This window comes from Bacillus sp. AC266 (genome assembly GCF_979253805.1).
The window spans coordinates 1-16,695 of the sequence record NZ_CEEDEC010000014.1 but is presented as its reverse complement, the minus strand read 5'-3'; the positions used below and the strand labels follow the sequence as shown (position 1 = coordinate 16,695).

At 36.3% G+C, this 16,695-nt stretch carries 13 protein-coding genes; 10 read left to right on the top strand and 3 right to left on the bottom strand.

Annotation, left to right across the window (positions count from 1 at the left end; all coding sequences use genetic code 11):
* The first annotated feature begins 305 nt into the window (after positions 1–305).
* Positions 306–776, top strand: a complete 471-nt coding sequence (locus AC0IXC_RS28505) for an endonuclease domain-containing protein (protein ID WP_471653664.1) — start codon at positions 306–308, stop codon at positions 774–776.
* 23 nt (positions 777–799) lie between these two features.
* Here AC0IXC_RS28505 and AC0IXC_RS28500 read toward each other — a convergent pair whose 3' ends face one another.
* From AC0IXC_RS28500 to AC0IXC_RS28490, 3 genes are all read right to left on the bottom strand, one after another.
* A complete protein-coding gene (locus tag AC0IXC_RS28500; RefSeq protein ID WP_471653663.1) occupies positions 800–1,354 on the bottom strand; it encodes a DNA-binding protein in 555 nt (184 codons plus the stop codon).
* A 94-nt stretch (positions 1,355–1,448) separates the two neighbouring features.
* On the bottom strand, positions 1,449–1,868 hold the full coding sequence (locus tag AC0IXC_RS28495; RefSeq protein ID WP_098661274.1) for a hypothetical protein: 420 nt from the start codon (positions 1,866–1,868) through the stop codon (positions 1,449–1,451).
* 29 nt (positions 1,869–1,897) lie between these two features.
* Positions 1,898–3,064: an Alp7A family actin-like protein gene (locus AC0IXC_RS28490; protein WP_471653662.1), complete on the bottom strand. Its 1,167-nt coding sequence runs from the start codon at positions 3,062–3,064 to the stop codon at positions 1,898–1,900.
* A 647-nt stretch (positions 3,065–3,711) separates the two neighbouring features.
* Here AC0IXC_RS28490 and AC0IXC_RS28485 point away from each other — a divergent pair.
* From AC0IXC_RS28485 to AC0IXC_RS28445, 9 genes are all read left to right on the top strand, one after another.
* On the top strand, positions 3,712–5,301 hold the full coding sequence (locus tag AC0IXC_RS28485) for a primase C-terminal domain-containing protein (protein ID WP_471653686.1): 1,590 nt from the start codon (positions 3,712–3,714) through the stop codon (positions 5,299–5,301).
* Positions 5,302–5,877: 576 nt separating this feature from the next.
* Positions 5,878–8,733 (top strand): type IV secretory system conjugative DNA transfer family protein, encoded by a 2,856-nt coding sequence (locus AC0IXC_RS28480; protein WP_471653661.1) that lies wholly within the window; start codon positions 5,878–5,880, stop codon positions 8,731–8,733.
* A complete protein-coding gene (locus AC0IXC_RS28475; protein ID WP_471653685.1) occupies positions 8,733–9,575 on the top strand; it encodes a replication-relaxation family protein in 843 nt (280 codons plus the stop codon). The genes AC0IXC_RS28480 and AC0IXC_RS28475 overlap by 1 nt, the downstream gene beginning before the upstream one ends.
* A gap of 32 nt (positions 9,576–9,607) precedes the next feature.
* On the top strand, positions 9,608–10,552 hold the full coding sequence (locus tag AC0IXC_RS28470) for a conjugal transfer protein (RefSeq protein ID WP_471653660.1): 945 nt from the start codon (positions 9,608–9,610) through the stop codon (positions 10,550–10,552).
* Positions 10,553–10,568: 16 nt separating this feature from the next.
* Positions 10,569–10,823 carry a TcpD family membrane protein gene (locus AC0IXC_RS28465; protein WP_471653659.1) on the top strand — a complete coding sequence of 85 codons (255 nt, stop codon included), beginning with the start codon at positions 10,569–10,571 and terminating at the stop codon, positions 10,821–10,823.
* A gap of 61 nt (positions 10,824–10,884) precedes the next feature.
* Complete coding sequence (locus tag AC0IXC_RS28460; protein WP_234932376.1) at positions 10,885–11,382, top strand: TcpE family conjugal transfer membrane protein; 498 nt, start codon at positions 10,885–10,887, stop codon at positions 11,380–11,382.
* Positions 11,351–13,927, top strand: coding sequence for an ATP-binding protein (locus tag AC0IXC_RS28455; RefSeq protein ID WP_471653658.1), 2,577 nt, complete (start codon positions 11,351–11,353; stop codon positions 13,925–13,927). The genes AC0IXC_RS28460 and AC0IXC_RS28455 overlap by 32 nt, the downstream gene beginning before the upstream one ends.
* Positions 13,928–13,946: 19 nt before the next feature.
* The gene (locus AC0IXC_RS28450) at positions 13,947–14,417 is read left to right on the top strand and encodes a hypothetical protein (protein ID WP_471653657.1); all 471 of its coding nucleotides are present in this window, start codon (positions 13,947–13,949) and stop codon (positions 14,415–14,417) included.
* Positions 14,414–16,695, top strand: a 2,282-nt coding sequence (locus AC0IXC_RS28445; RefSeq protein WP_471653656.1) for a CD3337/EF1877 family mobilome membrane protein, incomplete at its 3' end; no start/stop codon positions are given. The genes AC0IXC_RS28450 and AC0IXC_RS28445, both read left to right, overlap by 4 nt.

Genomic DNA, 16,695 nt, shown 5'->3' with positions numbered 1-16,695 from the left:
CCTTTCCGATCCATTGTAATAATTACCAGGACATAACTACCCCATTGGTAAAAATTACATGGTATAAGATTTGAGTTAAGGGGGCACTATGACTTCCCTCGGCCTTCCGCCCTCGTCGTCATAAACACATCTTTTATTTCCTGTTATTGCTACTCATGACACGTTAATACGTAGGTAACAGTAAGTAGGTAGTAATTTAAGTTGCTGATAAGGTAATTTAAAAGCTCTTGCTTAGTCATTAGCCTATGCAGCGGTTGAGTAGGATGTAATTTGTCCGTGATAAAAAATAAAAGAGGTGAAGGAATATGATGGGGTTATTCGTGGTTCTTGGATGCGCTTTGTTATTTTTCTTTTTAGCACAAATTACAACTTCCTCTGGTGGTTATAAACCGGATAGCGATACACAACGTAGAAAATGTCAAAGTAAGTTGGAAAAGCAGGTTTATGATGCGCTTCGTTATAAAGGTTATCACCCTATTGTGCAGCAGAAAATACCTGGTACACGTTATAAATTAGACTTTGCATTCTATTCACCTAATGGGAAAAAGTTGGATCTTGAAGTTGATGGGCCATTTCATCGAGTACCAGAAAATAAACGAAAAGACAAAAGACGCGATGCTCTTATGAAAGAAAAAGGATGGAGTGTTATAAGAATATCGGATATTGCTTTAAAAGAAGGGTTTGAAAAAGAAATGCTTTTATTAGAAGCAAAGTTAAATGATATGGGGATACAATCGAATATGAAAACAGATATGATTTTATCAGAACAAAAATAAGGACGTATGATGGAATAAGTTCATCATACGTCCTTATTTTTTGTAAAAAGCTTTGCCCAAAATCCTTGCTTTTTTTCTTGGCTAGATGCTATCAATTTTTGATCAGCATTAAGGGCCTGTATCTCTTGTTTTAATTGTTCGTACTGTGCGGAAATTGTTTTATTTAGTTCATTAGCTGTTTGTAGTTCCTGTAAAATTTGGCGATTCGTTTCTTCTTGCTCCTGGAACCTTTGCATAAGTGCTTGAAATGTTTGGGCGGCTTGTGGGCTACTCAAAAAATGGTCATTTTCTTTTTGGGCGGGGGTCGCCCAATCGCTCATATCTTTAGAAAACTCATCTGTAACAGTAGTTGCGGCCTTATCCTTTGGAATCTTTTGTTTTTTTGTTAGAAGTTTGTATTTTTCCAATGCTGATAAATCATGAGCGGTAAATGCACGACTATCATTTGTGCCTTTGGTAAATTCATAACCGCTCATTTCTAGCTCACCACACCATCTTTTTAATGTACTGTGTGATATTTGGAGTTTGTCAGCAACCTCATGGGTCCAATAGGCTCGTTCTTGTTCGGATTCGCTCATATCTTTATACCTCCCGTCCAAAGTCGCTCATTTACATTATAGATTAAACAAAAAGGATCGCACATCCTTTAAATAAGGAGTGAGATCCTTTTTTCTAAAAGTCTTGGTCTTCTAAATCCTCATCGTCAAGAGATCCAGTAACCACCTTACTTGTAATTAATTGTCCCGACTTACCAACGTCTTTTAATAAATCATTTTCTAAGGATGTATTGTTATTCTCTTGATTTGACATAACAACAGATGGAGCTGGAGCTACTTGGATAGTAGATATTTTTCTAGTTAGCTGTTCGATGGCCTTCATCATATAATCTTGATTTTTTGAAACCTCAATGAGTTCTTCTTTTGCATCAAATGGCTCTTGACCTTTTAAGTCTTGTTCAACCAACTTTATAAGATATGAAGCTAATTGTTTTGAGCGGGCTTTTTTATCTAAGTGACTATATACTTTTTCACTCATGTTATCTGTTCGAAGGCCAAACACTTTTTGTCTTTCTTCCTTGCTAGTACGTCCCATGTGCTCCCTCCTTTCTTCTGGTGATATGCCTATTTAGGTGCTTTTTGTAGCATTTCACCACGGCTTTTAACTTCTAGGCCATATAGGTTTAATTTGCGAGAATCTGGCAAGAAAATATGATTTGCTTGTGCAATCTCAGCACCATACATTTCCTCAATGACTTCACGGATGCTATCCTCAAGAATTGGAGCAACACCGCCAAAATAGATGTATTTGTATACTTTATCAGCTGGTGCAGGCATAACATCTTGAATTTTTAAAATTAAGATGTTAGCAAATTCTTTTAAAGAAGATTTAATTTTATCAGTTAAATCAGTGCGTTTTCCGCTGTTTCCGTCAACTAATTCCATTTTAGGTTTTTGGTAGTTCTGTACTATGAATATCTCGAAGGATCGTAGATCATCGAAAAATTCTATGAATTTTTCTTTTCTTAGCTTTTCGATATGTGACAAATAAGCAAGCTTATCAATTGATTGCATAGAATCACGGTTTTTTGGTGCTTTTAAACCAGCTGGTGATAAAACAAGATCAATAGTACCGCCGCCAATATCGACTAATACAGTATCGTTATTATCAAACTGTTTTGCTTCCTCACGATCTTCTAACTCGAAATTTTTCTTGATACCTAAACGGGCAATTTCTCCTTCAATGCGGCAAGAAGCTTTTTTTACATCAATATTTAAAGTGCGTTCTAAACCAGGAGTGTGAACAGACACGATATGTTCTCCTGTAAAACGTTCTGACATTGCTGTTTGTGCTTCACTAAATTTAGCTGTACGTTTTAGTAACCAGATAGGTAACATTGTTTGGAAGTATTCAATTTCAACGGTGTTATCATCAGTTTCTCTTTCTTCGTTGATAGCGTGGTAATAAGCAACGGCAGCTAAAAACATTACATAAGGGATATGACTAGTAATTTTATCGTGTAGTTTATTAACATGGTTATTTGCTAGTGCGTGTTTTGCAGCTTCTTCACCTACTAAAAAATATCTTTCTTTCTCTTCGCCCGGAATTGTTGTAGAGATTAATAAGCGAGAATCTAGATCTTTAGGGTTTCCAATGGCAGCAACAAAATGAGAATCAGCTTCATTTTTGCTGATTTCCACTACATTTGTAGGGATCTCAACATAAAAACCATCAATCAAATTCATATCAAGTGAGTTCCCGGAATCCTTATTCATCATAGAAATTTTCATTTTTTTCTCCACTCCTTTTTTATCTTTGTTAACAATATACCATAACTGAACTGTATATGGAAGTATTTCCTTATCAAAGTTAACAAAAATATTTTCCGTTTAAATGCTTGTTTTATAAGGTTTTTTGGTGATTTTATTATTTTTAATTTCATATAATGTTAACAATAATAAAAAGTTAACAATCTGAAAAATATAAATAAAGACAAAGGGTTGCGGCCTGGAAAGAAAAGGAGTATATTTGTATTAGAACAGAAAATTATTCGCACAATTTAGAAAAATAGAGACTTATTTACATAAATTACATAAATAAACAAATAAAAATATAATTCTTACTAATGTCTAGCAGAAACAAAAAAGAATAAAAAAAAGCAATCTTGCTGTAAACAAGATTGCTTCGGGAACAAGCTACCTTAACCATAGCTTGAACCAATTCCAGTTTAGTTCGAACAAACTGGATGTATATTATTATTTTACTTAATGTCTGGGTCTATTGTACCATGAAATTTGTTGTCTATGCAATAAATTCATAGTCAATTTGAGACACCTTGTGACATGAGAAAATTAATATACAGGTTCGAATATGAAGACAGATAGCTTGTGCTATCTGTCTTTTTTGTTTCTCCGAGAGAGGAGGAACGCAAGTGAAGATGTATCGACAAATATTTCAAAATCAGTTTACAGAAGTAGCGAAACGTCAAGGAGATAAGCAAGTAAATGGCTATGATAATGATCACGGTTTTACTTTTTTAAGTAATAATTGTGAGGATTTTAAAGCGGTTCGTACATATAAAACTTTGTTTGCAATGACTCAAGATACTACATATTACACACCTAACACATTTTATCGTAATGACAAGCGCAATAAGGCATCTTTACGCTGGTTAAACGCAATGGTCATTGATATAGACGCAAAAGGCGGCAATGAAGAAAATAAAGGTTTGACGGTTCCAGATGTATTAGACCGCGTTGAGTGCGCAGGGCTTCCAGAGCCTTCTTTAATTGTTAAAACGCCGTCTGGTGGGTTCCACGTCTACTTTTATTTTGCTGTACCTAAAAGAGCCTATACAAAGACTATAGAGTTTTACGAGCGTATTCAGCGTGAAATTATCGCAAGTATCGGCGGTGATCCTGTTGCTGTTGGTGCAGAGCGTTATTTCCGTGTGGTTACAGATCAAAATACAGTTTATGAGTCTAATAATCGTATAGACTTCCAGGGGCTTATAGACTGGATGATCATACAGCAAGAAGACCGTTCTTTCTATAAAAAGGTAACAGTAGGGCAATGTGATTTATTGTCTCATCCAGCTATTTTAAAGCTTCTACAAGGTGTAGAAGAAGGGAAGAGAGACAACACTTGTTATACGTTAGCTTTAACATTTAAAGCTTCTGGATACGCAAAGGAAGAAGCTGAAAATAAGCTTCGTGAATGGAATGCAAAGCTAGAAAAGCCTTTAACGGTATTAAAGGTAAAACAAAAGGTTCGCAGTGCGTTCCAGGGAACGAAAAAAGGGCCAGCGGCTTGCTATATACGTGAATTATCGGGAATGGCGTTTTCGTATCGTCCGTTTGAAGGAAAAAAAGAGCGTGAAGATCGCAAATATAGCCATATGCAAGAATGGGAAGCTGATATTTTAGCATACTTAGAGCAACAAAAAGGGGAAGTATCGGGATCACAACGCAAATTAGCAAAGGATATGGGAGTGCCTTTTTCATCTTTTAAGATAGTTATAGGCCGTTTACAAGCTTCTGGACATATTAACCTAACAGTAGAAGGGAAAGGGCGTGGAGCAAAGACAACGCTTGAATTAGTGGCCAAGGAGCAAATTGAAGTTGAGCAAGAAAGAAACATAGATTCAGAACCAATAGTGATGAGTGCGCCTGTTTTATCCCTTAAAAAAAATGAGCCAAATCCGTATACACTTAAAGATACGGTGGTGGGTGGGAGCTCTTTAATGCCTAGTATTTCGATCTCCCGGACCACTTATACTACTACTCTTGTAGATACTCTCTCGGCTTCTCAACTGTCCTTTGTTCAACGCGTTTCTACAGCTACGTGTTTTCCTCTGGATCTCGTAGCTTATATCTATTCCTTTACTTTTACAGAGTTTCCAGAGCTCTCACATTCGTTCTTGTTTGAGTTACTGACTACAGGTAGTTTATATCTTTATACACGTATTGAGGATATTCTAATGTACTTGTTTTATGAGATACAAAATTACTATGAAGATGTAGGATAACATGCTATTTTTTAGTGCTGGGGGACGTAGTCCGAAGGTAAGGAAATGAGCTTGCGAATGACGAGCCGAGGATTATATTTCTGTATGTTTTCCACTATTTATAGTTCTAATGTTCGTACTTATTTATAGTTATAACCTTCTGGTAATTGAAATTATACTCTCTAGAACAATTGAAATAATATACTGAATAATCTAATGAAAAACTTGTGGAATATTCCTCCAAATACTTGCGTAATAATTACTAAAGGTGATTAAAAGTGACTATGCAGATTATTGTGTAAATTATTTTAAACAAGATGATTGAAATATAAGGGATTTTATGGTATAATATGGTTATCCAGAATACGAAGCTTTCCCTGGGGATAGACTCATTCGTATGAATAGTCATCACACAGGCGAAAATTTTCTTTTAAACTACGTGCGGGCGGCGGCGGTTCATTTCCGAGTCTCGTCTCGTATCACATGCCAGCAAGCTGTCTTTATTCGGCTTTTACTGGTTGTACTGTTTTTCTCTGTCAGACGAGATTCTGACTTGTTACGCTGTTTCTCGCTCCAAATATGTTCGGAGGTGGGACGTTGTCACGCAGCAAAATGGACAGAGAAATTGACGATTTCGTCACTAAAAATTGGCCGATGCTTCTTATCTTGGGAGCTGGAGCCGCCGTATGGTTTTCACGAGATAAAATACTATCTGAAATTTCTCGATGGATGCCAGTTGTAGTTCAAGTAGTACAATTATTGATCTTGGGACTACTCGCAGTAGTAGTGTTGCAGATCATACGACGTATTCTGTTGTATCAAATTGAAAGAAGGCGTTACCGGTATGTTATGATCATTCCTCATGTAGATGATGAAATAACCGTAGACACTGTGGGCCGTATGATCCGTCAAGTTCATGGAGCGGGTCGCCGTCCGTTAGAACGGTTGTTTAAAGGTCGTGATTGGTATCGTTTGCTCGCGTATCGTCCAGAAGGAAAAGAAGAAAGATTGCGTTTTTATCTTGCAGGGCCAGAAGATGGGATTAATCGTGTCGTCCAGGCATTTCGAAGCCTATATATTCATGCAGAAGTGTATGAACAGAAAATGGATGAAGTACCATTCCCAACTTGGAGAGCTGTTGGCGGGCGTATGGTTTTGAAGCGTAAACATCTTGAAGCAACTTTATCTTTAGCAAGATACACAAAAGATGTATTGCCGACTCTACTTAATGCAACGGAAGAAAAAACGTGGGTTGATGTTTCTTTTTCTCCAGATAACGGCCATCGTTTGATAAAGGGCATACGGAAAGCAGAAAAAGCAATTAAGAAAAGAAAAAAGCATAGTTCTGGTTTTGGCCTAGATGCTTTTGAGAAAGAAGAGTATAGAGATTTGAACAGACGTTTCGCAGGAAATGAAGTGGCCTTTCAAGTCGCTGTATCATTTGCAAGTGAATATTATCCTGGTGTCCCTGTTCTGAAAAATTTGGGGAATATGGTTGCAAGTATTATGGCTGATGTAAATGAACTTCGCTATCGAAGGTTAAAGCATTCAGTCTTAAAGGTTCCGTGTCCGAGTTATGGAAAAATGACCTGGACGGGGTCAGAACTTGCGAATTTACTTCACCTTCCAAAGATTAAGGGAGATAAAAAGGATAAAGTAGAAAAGAAAATTTTGTATCTCGATAAGGGAGAAGAAATGTTACCTAAAGATTTGCTTAGTGATGGAATTGGTGTAGGTTATGCCAGACATCCAATGAAAAAAGACCGCCTGGTCAGAATAGCAAAAGAGCAAATGAAGAAAATGGGTGCAATAACCGGTAAAACTGGATCGGGTAAAAGTACAGTCGCAATGGCAATTATGGAAAGTGTCATGGATGAGTGGCTGAATGATCCAGAAAATGCAAGCGGTTTTTCTCTTTTTGATCCTACTCCAGACCTCGCAATTATCGCGCTAAACCGCATGTTGAAAGCGGAACTAGATGGAAAGCAAGTTGATTGGAATAAAGTGCATTTCATTCGCTTCCGGCATTCACAACATCCTCCAGCACTGAACTTACTTCATAGATTTCCTAATGAAGATACTCAAACAGTTATTAACTCAATTTTAAGCGTTATAAAATCAATCATCCCAGGTCAAGCACCTCAAACAGAACGTATTTTAAAAGCTACAATTGGAACTTTGCTAATTGATGGAAAACAAACACACAATACACTCAGTATTCCAATGTTTTTAACAAATGAGATATTTCGTGCACGAGTCTTATCGAATTTAGAGGGGCCAGAAGCAAAATATTATTCTCATTATTGGAAACATGATGTTGGAGAAGCTTTGGATGCCAGCATTCAGCCAATATTGAACAGATTAGACCTATTTAGAAGTACAACATATTTGAAAAGAATGTATGGTCAATCTGGTTTTTCATTAGAAATTAGGAAGTGGATGGATGAAGGTCATATTGTCTTTTATGACTTATCTGATATGGAATCAGACGATATTCAATTAACAATTGGATATATTATGAATCAATATCACCGTATTGTTCAACAACGCCCAATTGGATCTAAACTACATCTAGCTTTTATTGACGAAGCCCACAAAGTACAAGTACCAATCCTTCCAAAAATCGTAGCAGAGGACAGAAAATACGGTTTGGGCCTATGGCCGATTACACAACAAATCACAGGGCAATTAGACAAAGCTTTGGCGGATGCATTAAAAGAGATTGGTGGTAATTTCTTTGTCTGTCGTCAAGGGCCAGACTCGGCTAAAGTGTTAGAAGACATTATGCAAAAACGCTTTAGAGCACAGTATTTACAAGGTTTACCCGATTTGGTTGTAGCTGTTCAAACACAAGATAAGATTGACGGTAAGGCGCAAGATGTGTGGTGCACGATAGAAGTTCCGCCATTAGATCGCTATTTACCAGATGGAAAAGTTGCTATTTATGGTAATGAAGCAATGACAAAAGCATCGAATGCATGGACATACGCGAAAATTAAAGAGTTAGAGCAAACAGGAAAATCCATTGAAGAAATAGATAAAGAAATAGATCAGTTTCTTTACGGTAAAAGAGGATCTAAGAAGGAAAAAGTACCACTTGAAAAATCGGAATATTCTAAAGATTCAATATTTAATACTCTTGAAAAAGAAAAAGTTACTGAATCAGTGCAAAGTAAGCCGTTGAACACACCACTTTTAATAAAAAAACAGCCAGAAACATCAAATATAAGCATTAAAGAAGAACAACAAGCACAGATTATCCCATTGTTTCAAAAGAAACAGACAAAAGTTGTTCCAGAAACAATAAAAGAAGAAAAGCCAAAAATAGAAAAAGTGGTTGAAGAAAGCCGACAACCAGAGGAACCAAAAGAGCAGCCAGAAATACAGAAATCTAAGAAGAAGGAAGATGGGAATAAAAGCATTTTTGACATGCTAGAGAGGGAGAAAACATGATGGCCCACCTAATGTTATCAGAAGAAGACCAAAAACTATTAATTGATTTGCATACTCACGTGTACTTAGACCTGGAATATATCGAATCGAAATGTTATCCAGGGCATCGGAAAAACTCCGTATATTATCGCCTTCGCAGGCTAGAAGAGGGGGAATACATCAAACATGAACATTTACCCATTCCTTCTATAAGAAATCAAGTGAGGAAGTCGGGAAGACCTCAAAACGTTTATACACTTACAAAGTATGGTGTGGAAATGGTTAGGGAGTTGAGAGGGGAAGTACATTGGAACCCTAGATGGTCAGAACGTGTTGCGACATTTGTTTATCACAGTCTTATGTTAGCCCATCTAGAGTGTTCCATGACACTTCAATCAGAAAAAGAGGAAGTATTAGAACTGAAAGAGTGGATAAATGAGCCTAGAGCCACATTTAGATATACAAAAAGTTCAGTTGATGTTATTCGACCAGATGGAATTGCGGTAATTGGTGTTAAAGATAAGATTGATGCAAATGTAGGATTGTTTTTAGAAATGGAAAGGACATTTGGTACAAAAGATGTTCTTTTAAAGAAGATTAGACGGTACAACGATTTTTTGCAAAGTGAAGAAAATATCGAAAAATATGATCAAAATGTAGGTTTTTCTTATCCAATTCGAGCGTGGAGATTGGTATTTGTGGCTAGGGATGCAGCTAGAGAAAAAGAATTGCTTAGACACTTAAAAGGGGTGGAGAGTCCAGAATTACCTGTTTATGTGGCTACTTTTGAGGATTATATAAAAGATCCATTTGGCCCTATTTATCGCGATTTAGAAAATCCAAAAGAAAAAGTAAGGATTTAATGAACATTGATAATTGAATAGGGGGGAATATATTGAATTGGAAAGAGTTACTGAAGAAGTTGAAGCCTAGTGGCAGCAGGCAGCAATTCAGAGCGCCAAAAAATCGAGGGCGAAAAATAGGCGCAATTATTTTTTGGGTGGCGTTTCTTTGGATATTTGCCGTTTCGGTTACTACCGTGATTAAGGGTAACAGTACAAAAGCGGTTAATGCTAGTTCTCAAAATGAAGAATTAAAGCAAAATACAGAGAATCAAGCGATCAGACCAGAAGCGATTGAATTTACAAAGTCGTTTGCTAAAGAATATTACACCTGGCAACGAACTGACGAGGGCAAACAAAAGCGTGAAGATCATTTGAAATCTTATCTTATGGAAAGTCTGGATAAACAAGGGGGATTCGATGTAAAAAGCGCTCAATGGGATTCAAATTACATTCAATCTGTAGTTAGTATGGTAAAAGAAACTGGTAAAGATCAAGCAAATATTGTTCTAAAAGTAAATTACAAATTGAACAGACCAAATGAAGAAAAAAATGCAACTCAATTTCTTTCTATTCCAATCACAGCAAATAAAAACGCATTTGTTATTTCTGGACTTCCCAAAGTAGTAAATATCAATGAAAAAGCTGAAATCAAAGAAAAAGAAGAAAAACGAGAAGAAATTAACAATTTTGATGTTAAACAGGACATAAAAGAGTTTTTACCAACGTTTTTCAAATCGTATACAACAGCTACACAAGCGGAATTGCGTTATGTACTAGAAGATAAAGACATTAAGGGGCTTGAAGGCAGAATGAAGCTTGATCGGGTTGTTGATGCGAAGGTATATCCAGTAAAAAATCAAAAAGAAAAATACGAAGTGGATGTAAATGTCATTCTTGTTAATTCCGATTCAGAAGCGAAAATGACAATGCATTATAAGTTATTTGTAAAGAAACAAAAAGGCCAGTTTGTAGTAACACAAATCCAGAATATTTAAGGGGAGGAATTTGGATATGTTTTTTACAGGACTAATGAAAAGTTTATATTTAGGGATTGGTTTAGATGGGCTATTAGAGGAGGTTAAAAGTCAAGGGACTATGGCCCTGTATGTGGTGTTTATCGTGGCTGGAATTTTCTTATTTGTGAAACGCGCATGGGGGCTTTTAGTAACTTTAATTTTTGGTGGCGGATTATTAATTTTCTTCGTACAAAAGCCAGATGTATTAAAAAATGTTGGTACATGGATTTCTGGACTTTTAGGGCTGTAAGAGAATGCGAGATAGGGATAGAAAAAGCAGACCAATTAAAGTCTACAGTTTCGGGAGCTTTATGAAATATGAAAGAAGACAATATGAAATATTAGGTTATCAACTTCCACGGCCCGTATCGTGGAAGTTGATGGGCTATTTTATATTAATTGTTGCTTTGTTTGTTTTATTAAGATGGTTTCCGTTAACAGGTTGGATCGTAGGGCCACTAGCTGATGATTATTACTTTCTTTATTATGTTGTACTCCCTATTTTGCTTGTATGGGGCCTAGATCGTTATAAGACAGATGGAAAATCATTTTTTGCCTTTTTTCGCTCGTGGATCACATTTAAAATGCGAACACATCAAATGAATAGATCAATGCGTTTAAGAAAACCAGAGATCTATGTTTTTAATAGTCCAATTTTTATCCAATATTCAAAAGAAGAAGTAATAAAACTTTCTTCTTCGCAATCTAAACAAACAGAAGATATTGCGGCGTTTGAACTTACATTTATTAATGAGGAAGAGGGAGAGGAAGCGATATATGCTGAAAACTTTAACGAGGTTCCCAACTAAACATGTTGAAGAAAATCTTTGCTTTAGTGCTGATGGAAGAGTTTGGTTAGGTTACGAGGTTGAAGGATTTGAATATGATTTCCATGATGAAAGTACAAAAAAAGGTTACTTTTTAAATCAAGCAACATTATTTACTCATTTAGAGTGTGATTTACACTTGTTAGTTATCCCACGTACAACAAACTCCGATGAAATTTTAGATGAACATATCAAAAGCATAAGCGGCCCAATGGCTCCAACGGGCCGCTGGCTTTTCGGGAAAATGAAGCAATATCTGAAACGTTCGGCGATGTCAACTGAAAATACAGAATATCACTTCTATATTCTTGTTCAAGTCAATGAAGAAAAGAAACAAAAACAGGCCCGAAATCCTATTGTTGAAACGGCCAAACTTGTTAAACGTATGCAACAAGGGTTTACAAATTCAGCACACGAAGCAATAGGTTTACATGAATCAGATATTTTGGAAGATGAGATTGATGAATATAAAGATATGGATGAAGTTATTCACGGTCAATTGATTAGTACGTTTAAATTTGTAAATCGTCTTACAGCGCCAACGCTTAAATTTTTAATCGAACAAAACTTTACACGAGGAATGACCGAACCAGAAAGAGTGAAAGAATGGAATATAGGAGAAACAATTGAGCTGTTTGACAGCAACGGAAAACCTAAAAAAGTACGCCGTACCCGTATGCAAGAGATTGTAAAACTTACTGATTGTTTAATTGATGAGTCACCAGGAAGATCCTTGATTTTAGAAAGACAAAACGAAGATGGTGATTTGGAAAAAATGCATGTGGCTTTTCTGGCTGTAAAGTCTATGCCAGAAGAATCTATTTTTCCAGGATTAGAGTGGATATACCGGATTCAATCTCACTCTTTGAAATTTCCAGTTGAAATTAGTATTCGAGCAAACCATATGGATAACGAAATAGTAACAAAGCAATTAACTAATAGTGAGCTTGAATTAAACGATCAACGCCGTCAAGCAATGGTTGGAGGGAAAACAACAGATTTAACCATAGATCGGAAAGTCAGAGGGGTTAAACATGTTCAAGATAGATTTCAAACTACTGGAATGCCAGGATATGAAACGAGTGTACTTTTTTGTGTATACGCTGAAAATAATAAGACTCTTCAAACTAGAATTAATGCATTAATATCAGAATACAAAAAAATGCGAATCGAATTAGTAAATCCATACGGTGATCAACTTGCATACTTTTATGAATTTTTACCTGGTTCACATCGTTACAATACTGACTTTAAATTATATGTGGAGCCTGGGGTGTTGGCACAGGGAATGTTTGGTGCAACAACTCAAATTGGTGATAACAAAGGGTTTTATTTCGGAAGAACAGCTAAATTAAACCGTCCTGTTTTCATCAAACCAGATTTAGCAGCTAAAGCTTTAGAAAACATTGCTAATGAATTTGATAGTTTGTCAGTCATGATTGCGGGCCAAACGGGAAAAGGGAAATCTTTTTTACTGAATTTATTAGTTTACTGGATTGTAATGAGTGGTGGCCGTGCCTTTGTTGGAGATCCAAAAGGGGATAGGGGAGATTGGCCTATCAAACTTCCAGGATTTAAAAAAGATCAGTTAGAAGTGTGGACATTAGGAGAAAGTGCAGAGGATGCAGGTTGTCTTGATCCATTTCGTATATGTAGTTCTATTGAAGAAGCGAAACGACTTTCTTTAGAATTACTTTCATTCTTAGCAAATGCAAATCTTGAAGATTCTAGATATGACTATCTAGTTGATGCAATAACGGAAGTTACAAAATTAGAAAATCCTTGCTTGACTTTAGTTAAGGAACAATTGAAAGAGAAAAAAGGTCGAGATTCAAAAGTTATGTCAGAAAAATCATTAGATAGTTTAAATTCTTTAATTCATCGTTTAGAAACGATTGAAAAAACACCGTTAGCTGAATTATTATTCGGTAAACCAGGACAGAATTATCGTGTTTTAAGTCTAGAAAGACCATTACAAGTATTGCAGATTCAACATTTACAATTACCAGATTCGAAAAAACCAGCTGTTAGTATTATAGATAAACTTTCAGAGAGTGTATTAATTGCTATGACAGCCTTTGGAAAATCCTTAATGAACTCTGACAGAAGTGTATTTAAAGTGTACGTTCAAGATGAAGCAGCCAGTGTATTAAAAAACAGTGAAGGTTCGCGTTTAGCAGACGATATTATTCGTAAAGGCCGTTATCACAATACAGGATTATATCTTAGTACACAAAACGCCAGCGATTTTAATTCTGAAAATCGTGAGGTTGCCAATGTGGGTATGAAATTCTCGTTTGCTATGAAATACGATAAGGAAGCCGAAGAAATGTTGAGTTATTATAACCTTCCGATTACAGATGAGAATGTATCTATGATGAAAAAGCTTAAAAGGGGACAATGCTTGTTCCAAGATATTTATGGAAGGACAGCGATCATCAATGTTGATCCAGTGTTTAAAGAATTATTGACAGCCTTTGATACTTCAACAAAATCAGACGAAGAAAGAGAATTACAATCAGTATAGTCATCTGGAGGTATAGATAATGAAAATAAAAAAATCAAATTTAGGGTTATTAATACTAGGAATGCTGATGCTGATCAGCATTTCTGGCTGTCAAATACAAACGGATAAAGCAAAAGAAGCTGATAAAGTAGCTATGGAATATATACGTGCTTATATTGATATGGACACGAAACAGTTAAATGATCTTTCGTTTAAGACTTATGATTTCGGGCCAGATAAGGTCGGGAATCCAGGTGCAAGTAAGAAATTAGAGAATAAATATGACTTGTATCGTTATGAGTTAGATGAGAAAAAGAATGAATATTACTATAAGGTTGTATATTATGATCCGGTTGAAGATAAGAAATTACGAGAAAGCCTATATATTTTAAAAGATAAAAATGGAGTTTGGAAAAATTCCGAATGGGCCTGGGGGAGCACTCACAAATTAGATTCAATTGTGGGGAGCACGGAACCTAAGCAAGTTCACAAATGGGGTGAAGGTGAGTGAAAAGAATAGGGGCAATAGTGTTGCTCTGTCTGTTTACAATTTTGTCTTTTAATTCTAATGTGGCTCATGCGGAAGAAGATACCATATCTAATCATTTATTTGAAGGTCATACAGATGGTTTATATAAGGATTCATATTATCAAATAGACACAGCTCCTTCTAAAGATGATGATAAAGGCTTTTTTTCTAAAACATGGGGGTATATGTTCGGTGATGATAGTATAGGGAAGGATATTCAAAGAAAAATATATAGTGTAACACAATGGGGAGTAGATCTTGCTTTTCAATTTAGCTTATTACTTGTGAAGGGCGTTCTATTTGTAGTAGATCAATCCCTTAGACTAGATATTATTGATAGTGTGGCCGATAAGTTAGGAACAGCTATGCAGAACATTGCAGGAGTAGAAAACAACGGTTTTAAATCGGGTGGTTTGCTTCCTTCAATTATTTCTTTAACTTGTGCTTTATCGGCTTTTTATGCAGCTTATATATTTTTTGTAAAACGTCAACCATTAACAGGGTTTTCAGAAATAGTAAAAACTGTCCTGGTAATAGCTGTTATTGTTACGTTTATTTCGAATGTATCAACGTTTTTAAAATCAGCTAATACAGTTAGTTCAGAAATTAGCATTCAAATTTTAACCAAAGCGACGGGAACAGTTGCAGGAGATCCAGGACGTTCAAAAGAGGATGCTATTTTTGCAGTAAAAAAACAGATATGGACGTTACTTACTGAAAGACCGTACTTGTTTATGCAGTATGGGAAAGATTCAAAAGAAGGGATTGGAGAAGATCGAGTAAATAAATTATTAAAAACACCACCTGGGGAAGACAGAGTAAAGATTATAGAGCAAGAAATAAAAGATAAAAACGTAATGATGAAATTAGATAGTGTAGGGGAAAGACTTATTTTTACGATTGTATATTACGTGGTTAATACATTTACTGGACTTCCAATTATATTACTTTGTCTTTTAACAATTGCTTTTCAATTATGGTTTATGGTTATGAGTATAATCGCACCAATTTGTATGGCTGTAGCATTATTACCAGGCCAAAGAAGAGTTCTTTCAAGTTGGGCTACTGAATGGATCAGACCGCTTGCATTAAAAATAATAATGTCCGTGTTGCTGGTTATAGTGTTCACTATTTCAGAACTGATATATACGCTTCCAGAATCGGGAGCCGCTGGATATGTATCAACTATGCTTCTTCAAATTGTAGTGTTTGTTTTATGTTATTTATTCAGAGATCGTCTTGTTGCTGCATTTAGTGCTTCCAAAGCAGCTTATAGGATGGCGACAGACGTTTCTTTAATGTCTGAAAGAGCGGTTGATTATGGAAGAGGATTTATTAATGATAAGTTTGGCTCCAATTCTAGACGATATGGAGAAGATGAAGAGGACTATGTAACTATTAGTACAAATGATCCAGAAGCGCTTGCAGCAGCTACAGGATCAGAGAATATGGAATCTGATAAAGATAAGCCAGAATTAGAGACAACTGAACTTGATCAAATGCCAGATGGCGAAGAGTTACAAGGAACAGACAGTAAAGAATTAGAGATTATGGAAGAAGAGCAAGAAAATGAAATGGATCTAGAAGAACAAGAATTAGAAGAAGGTAAACAATTAGAAGATGTCGCGACTATTAATAAAGGTCAATTAATGAGCTTAGAAGATGAAGCTGAAAATGAAGGTATTGAAGAACTACCACTTGCAGCAGGTGACAATGTATCCATTCCTAGAAAACTTCGAAAAAACGAACCGCATATAGCTATACTACAAGAAGATTCCTCACAGGATAAAGTTCCAGTTACTAACGATATGCCAGATGTAGCGATAACGGGAACAACAGAGCAAATAGATGATGTACCAGTTACGCCGATAGAAAATGAAATACCAGGTCAAGAAGTAGCCGCTGATCAAACTGAAACACCAATTGCACCAGTTACGCCGATAGAAAATGAAATACCAGGTCAAGAAGTAGCCGCTGGTCAAATTGAAACACCGATTGCACCAGTTGCACCGATAGAAAACGAAGTACCAAATCAAGAGGTAGCCGCTGGACCAATGTCAACACCAGTAACGCCAGTTGCACCGATAGAAAACGAAGTACCAGGTCAAGAAGTAGCCGCTGGACCAATGTCAACACCAGTAACGCCAGTTGCACCGATAGAAAACGAAGTGCCAGGTCAAGAAGTAGCCGCTGGGCCAATGTCAACACCAGTAACGCCAGTTGCACCGATAGAGAACGAAGTACCAAATCAAGAGGTAGC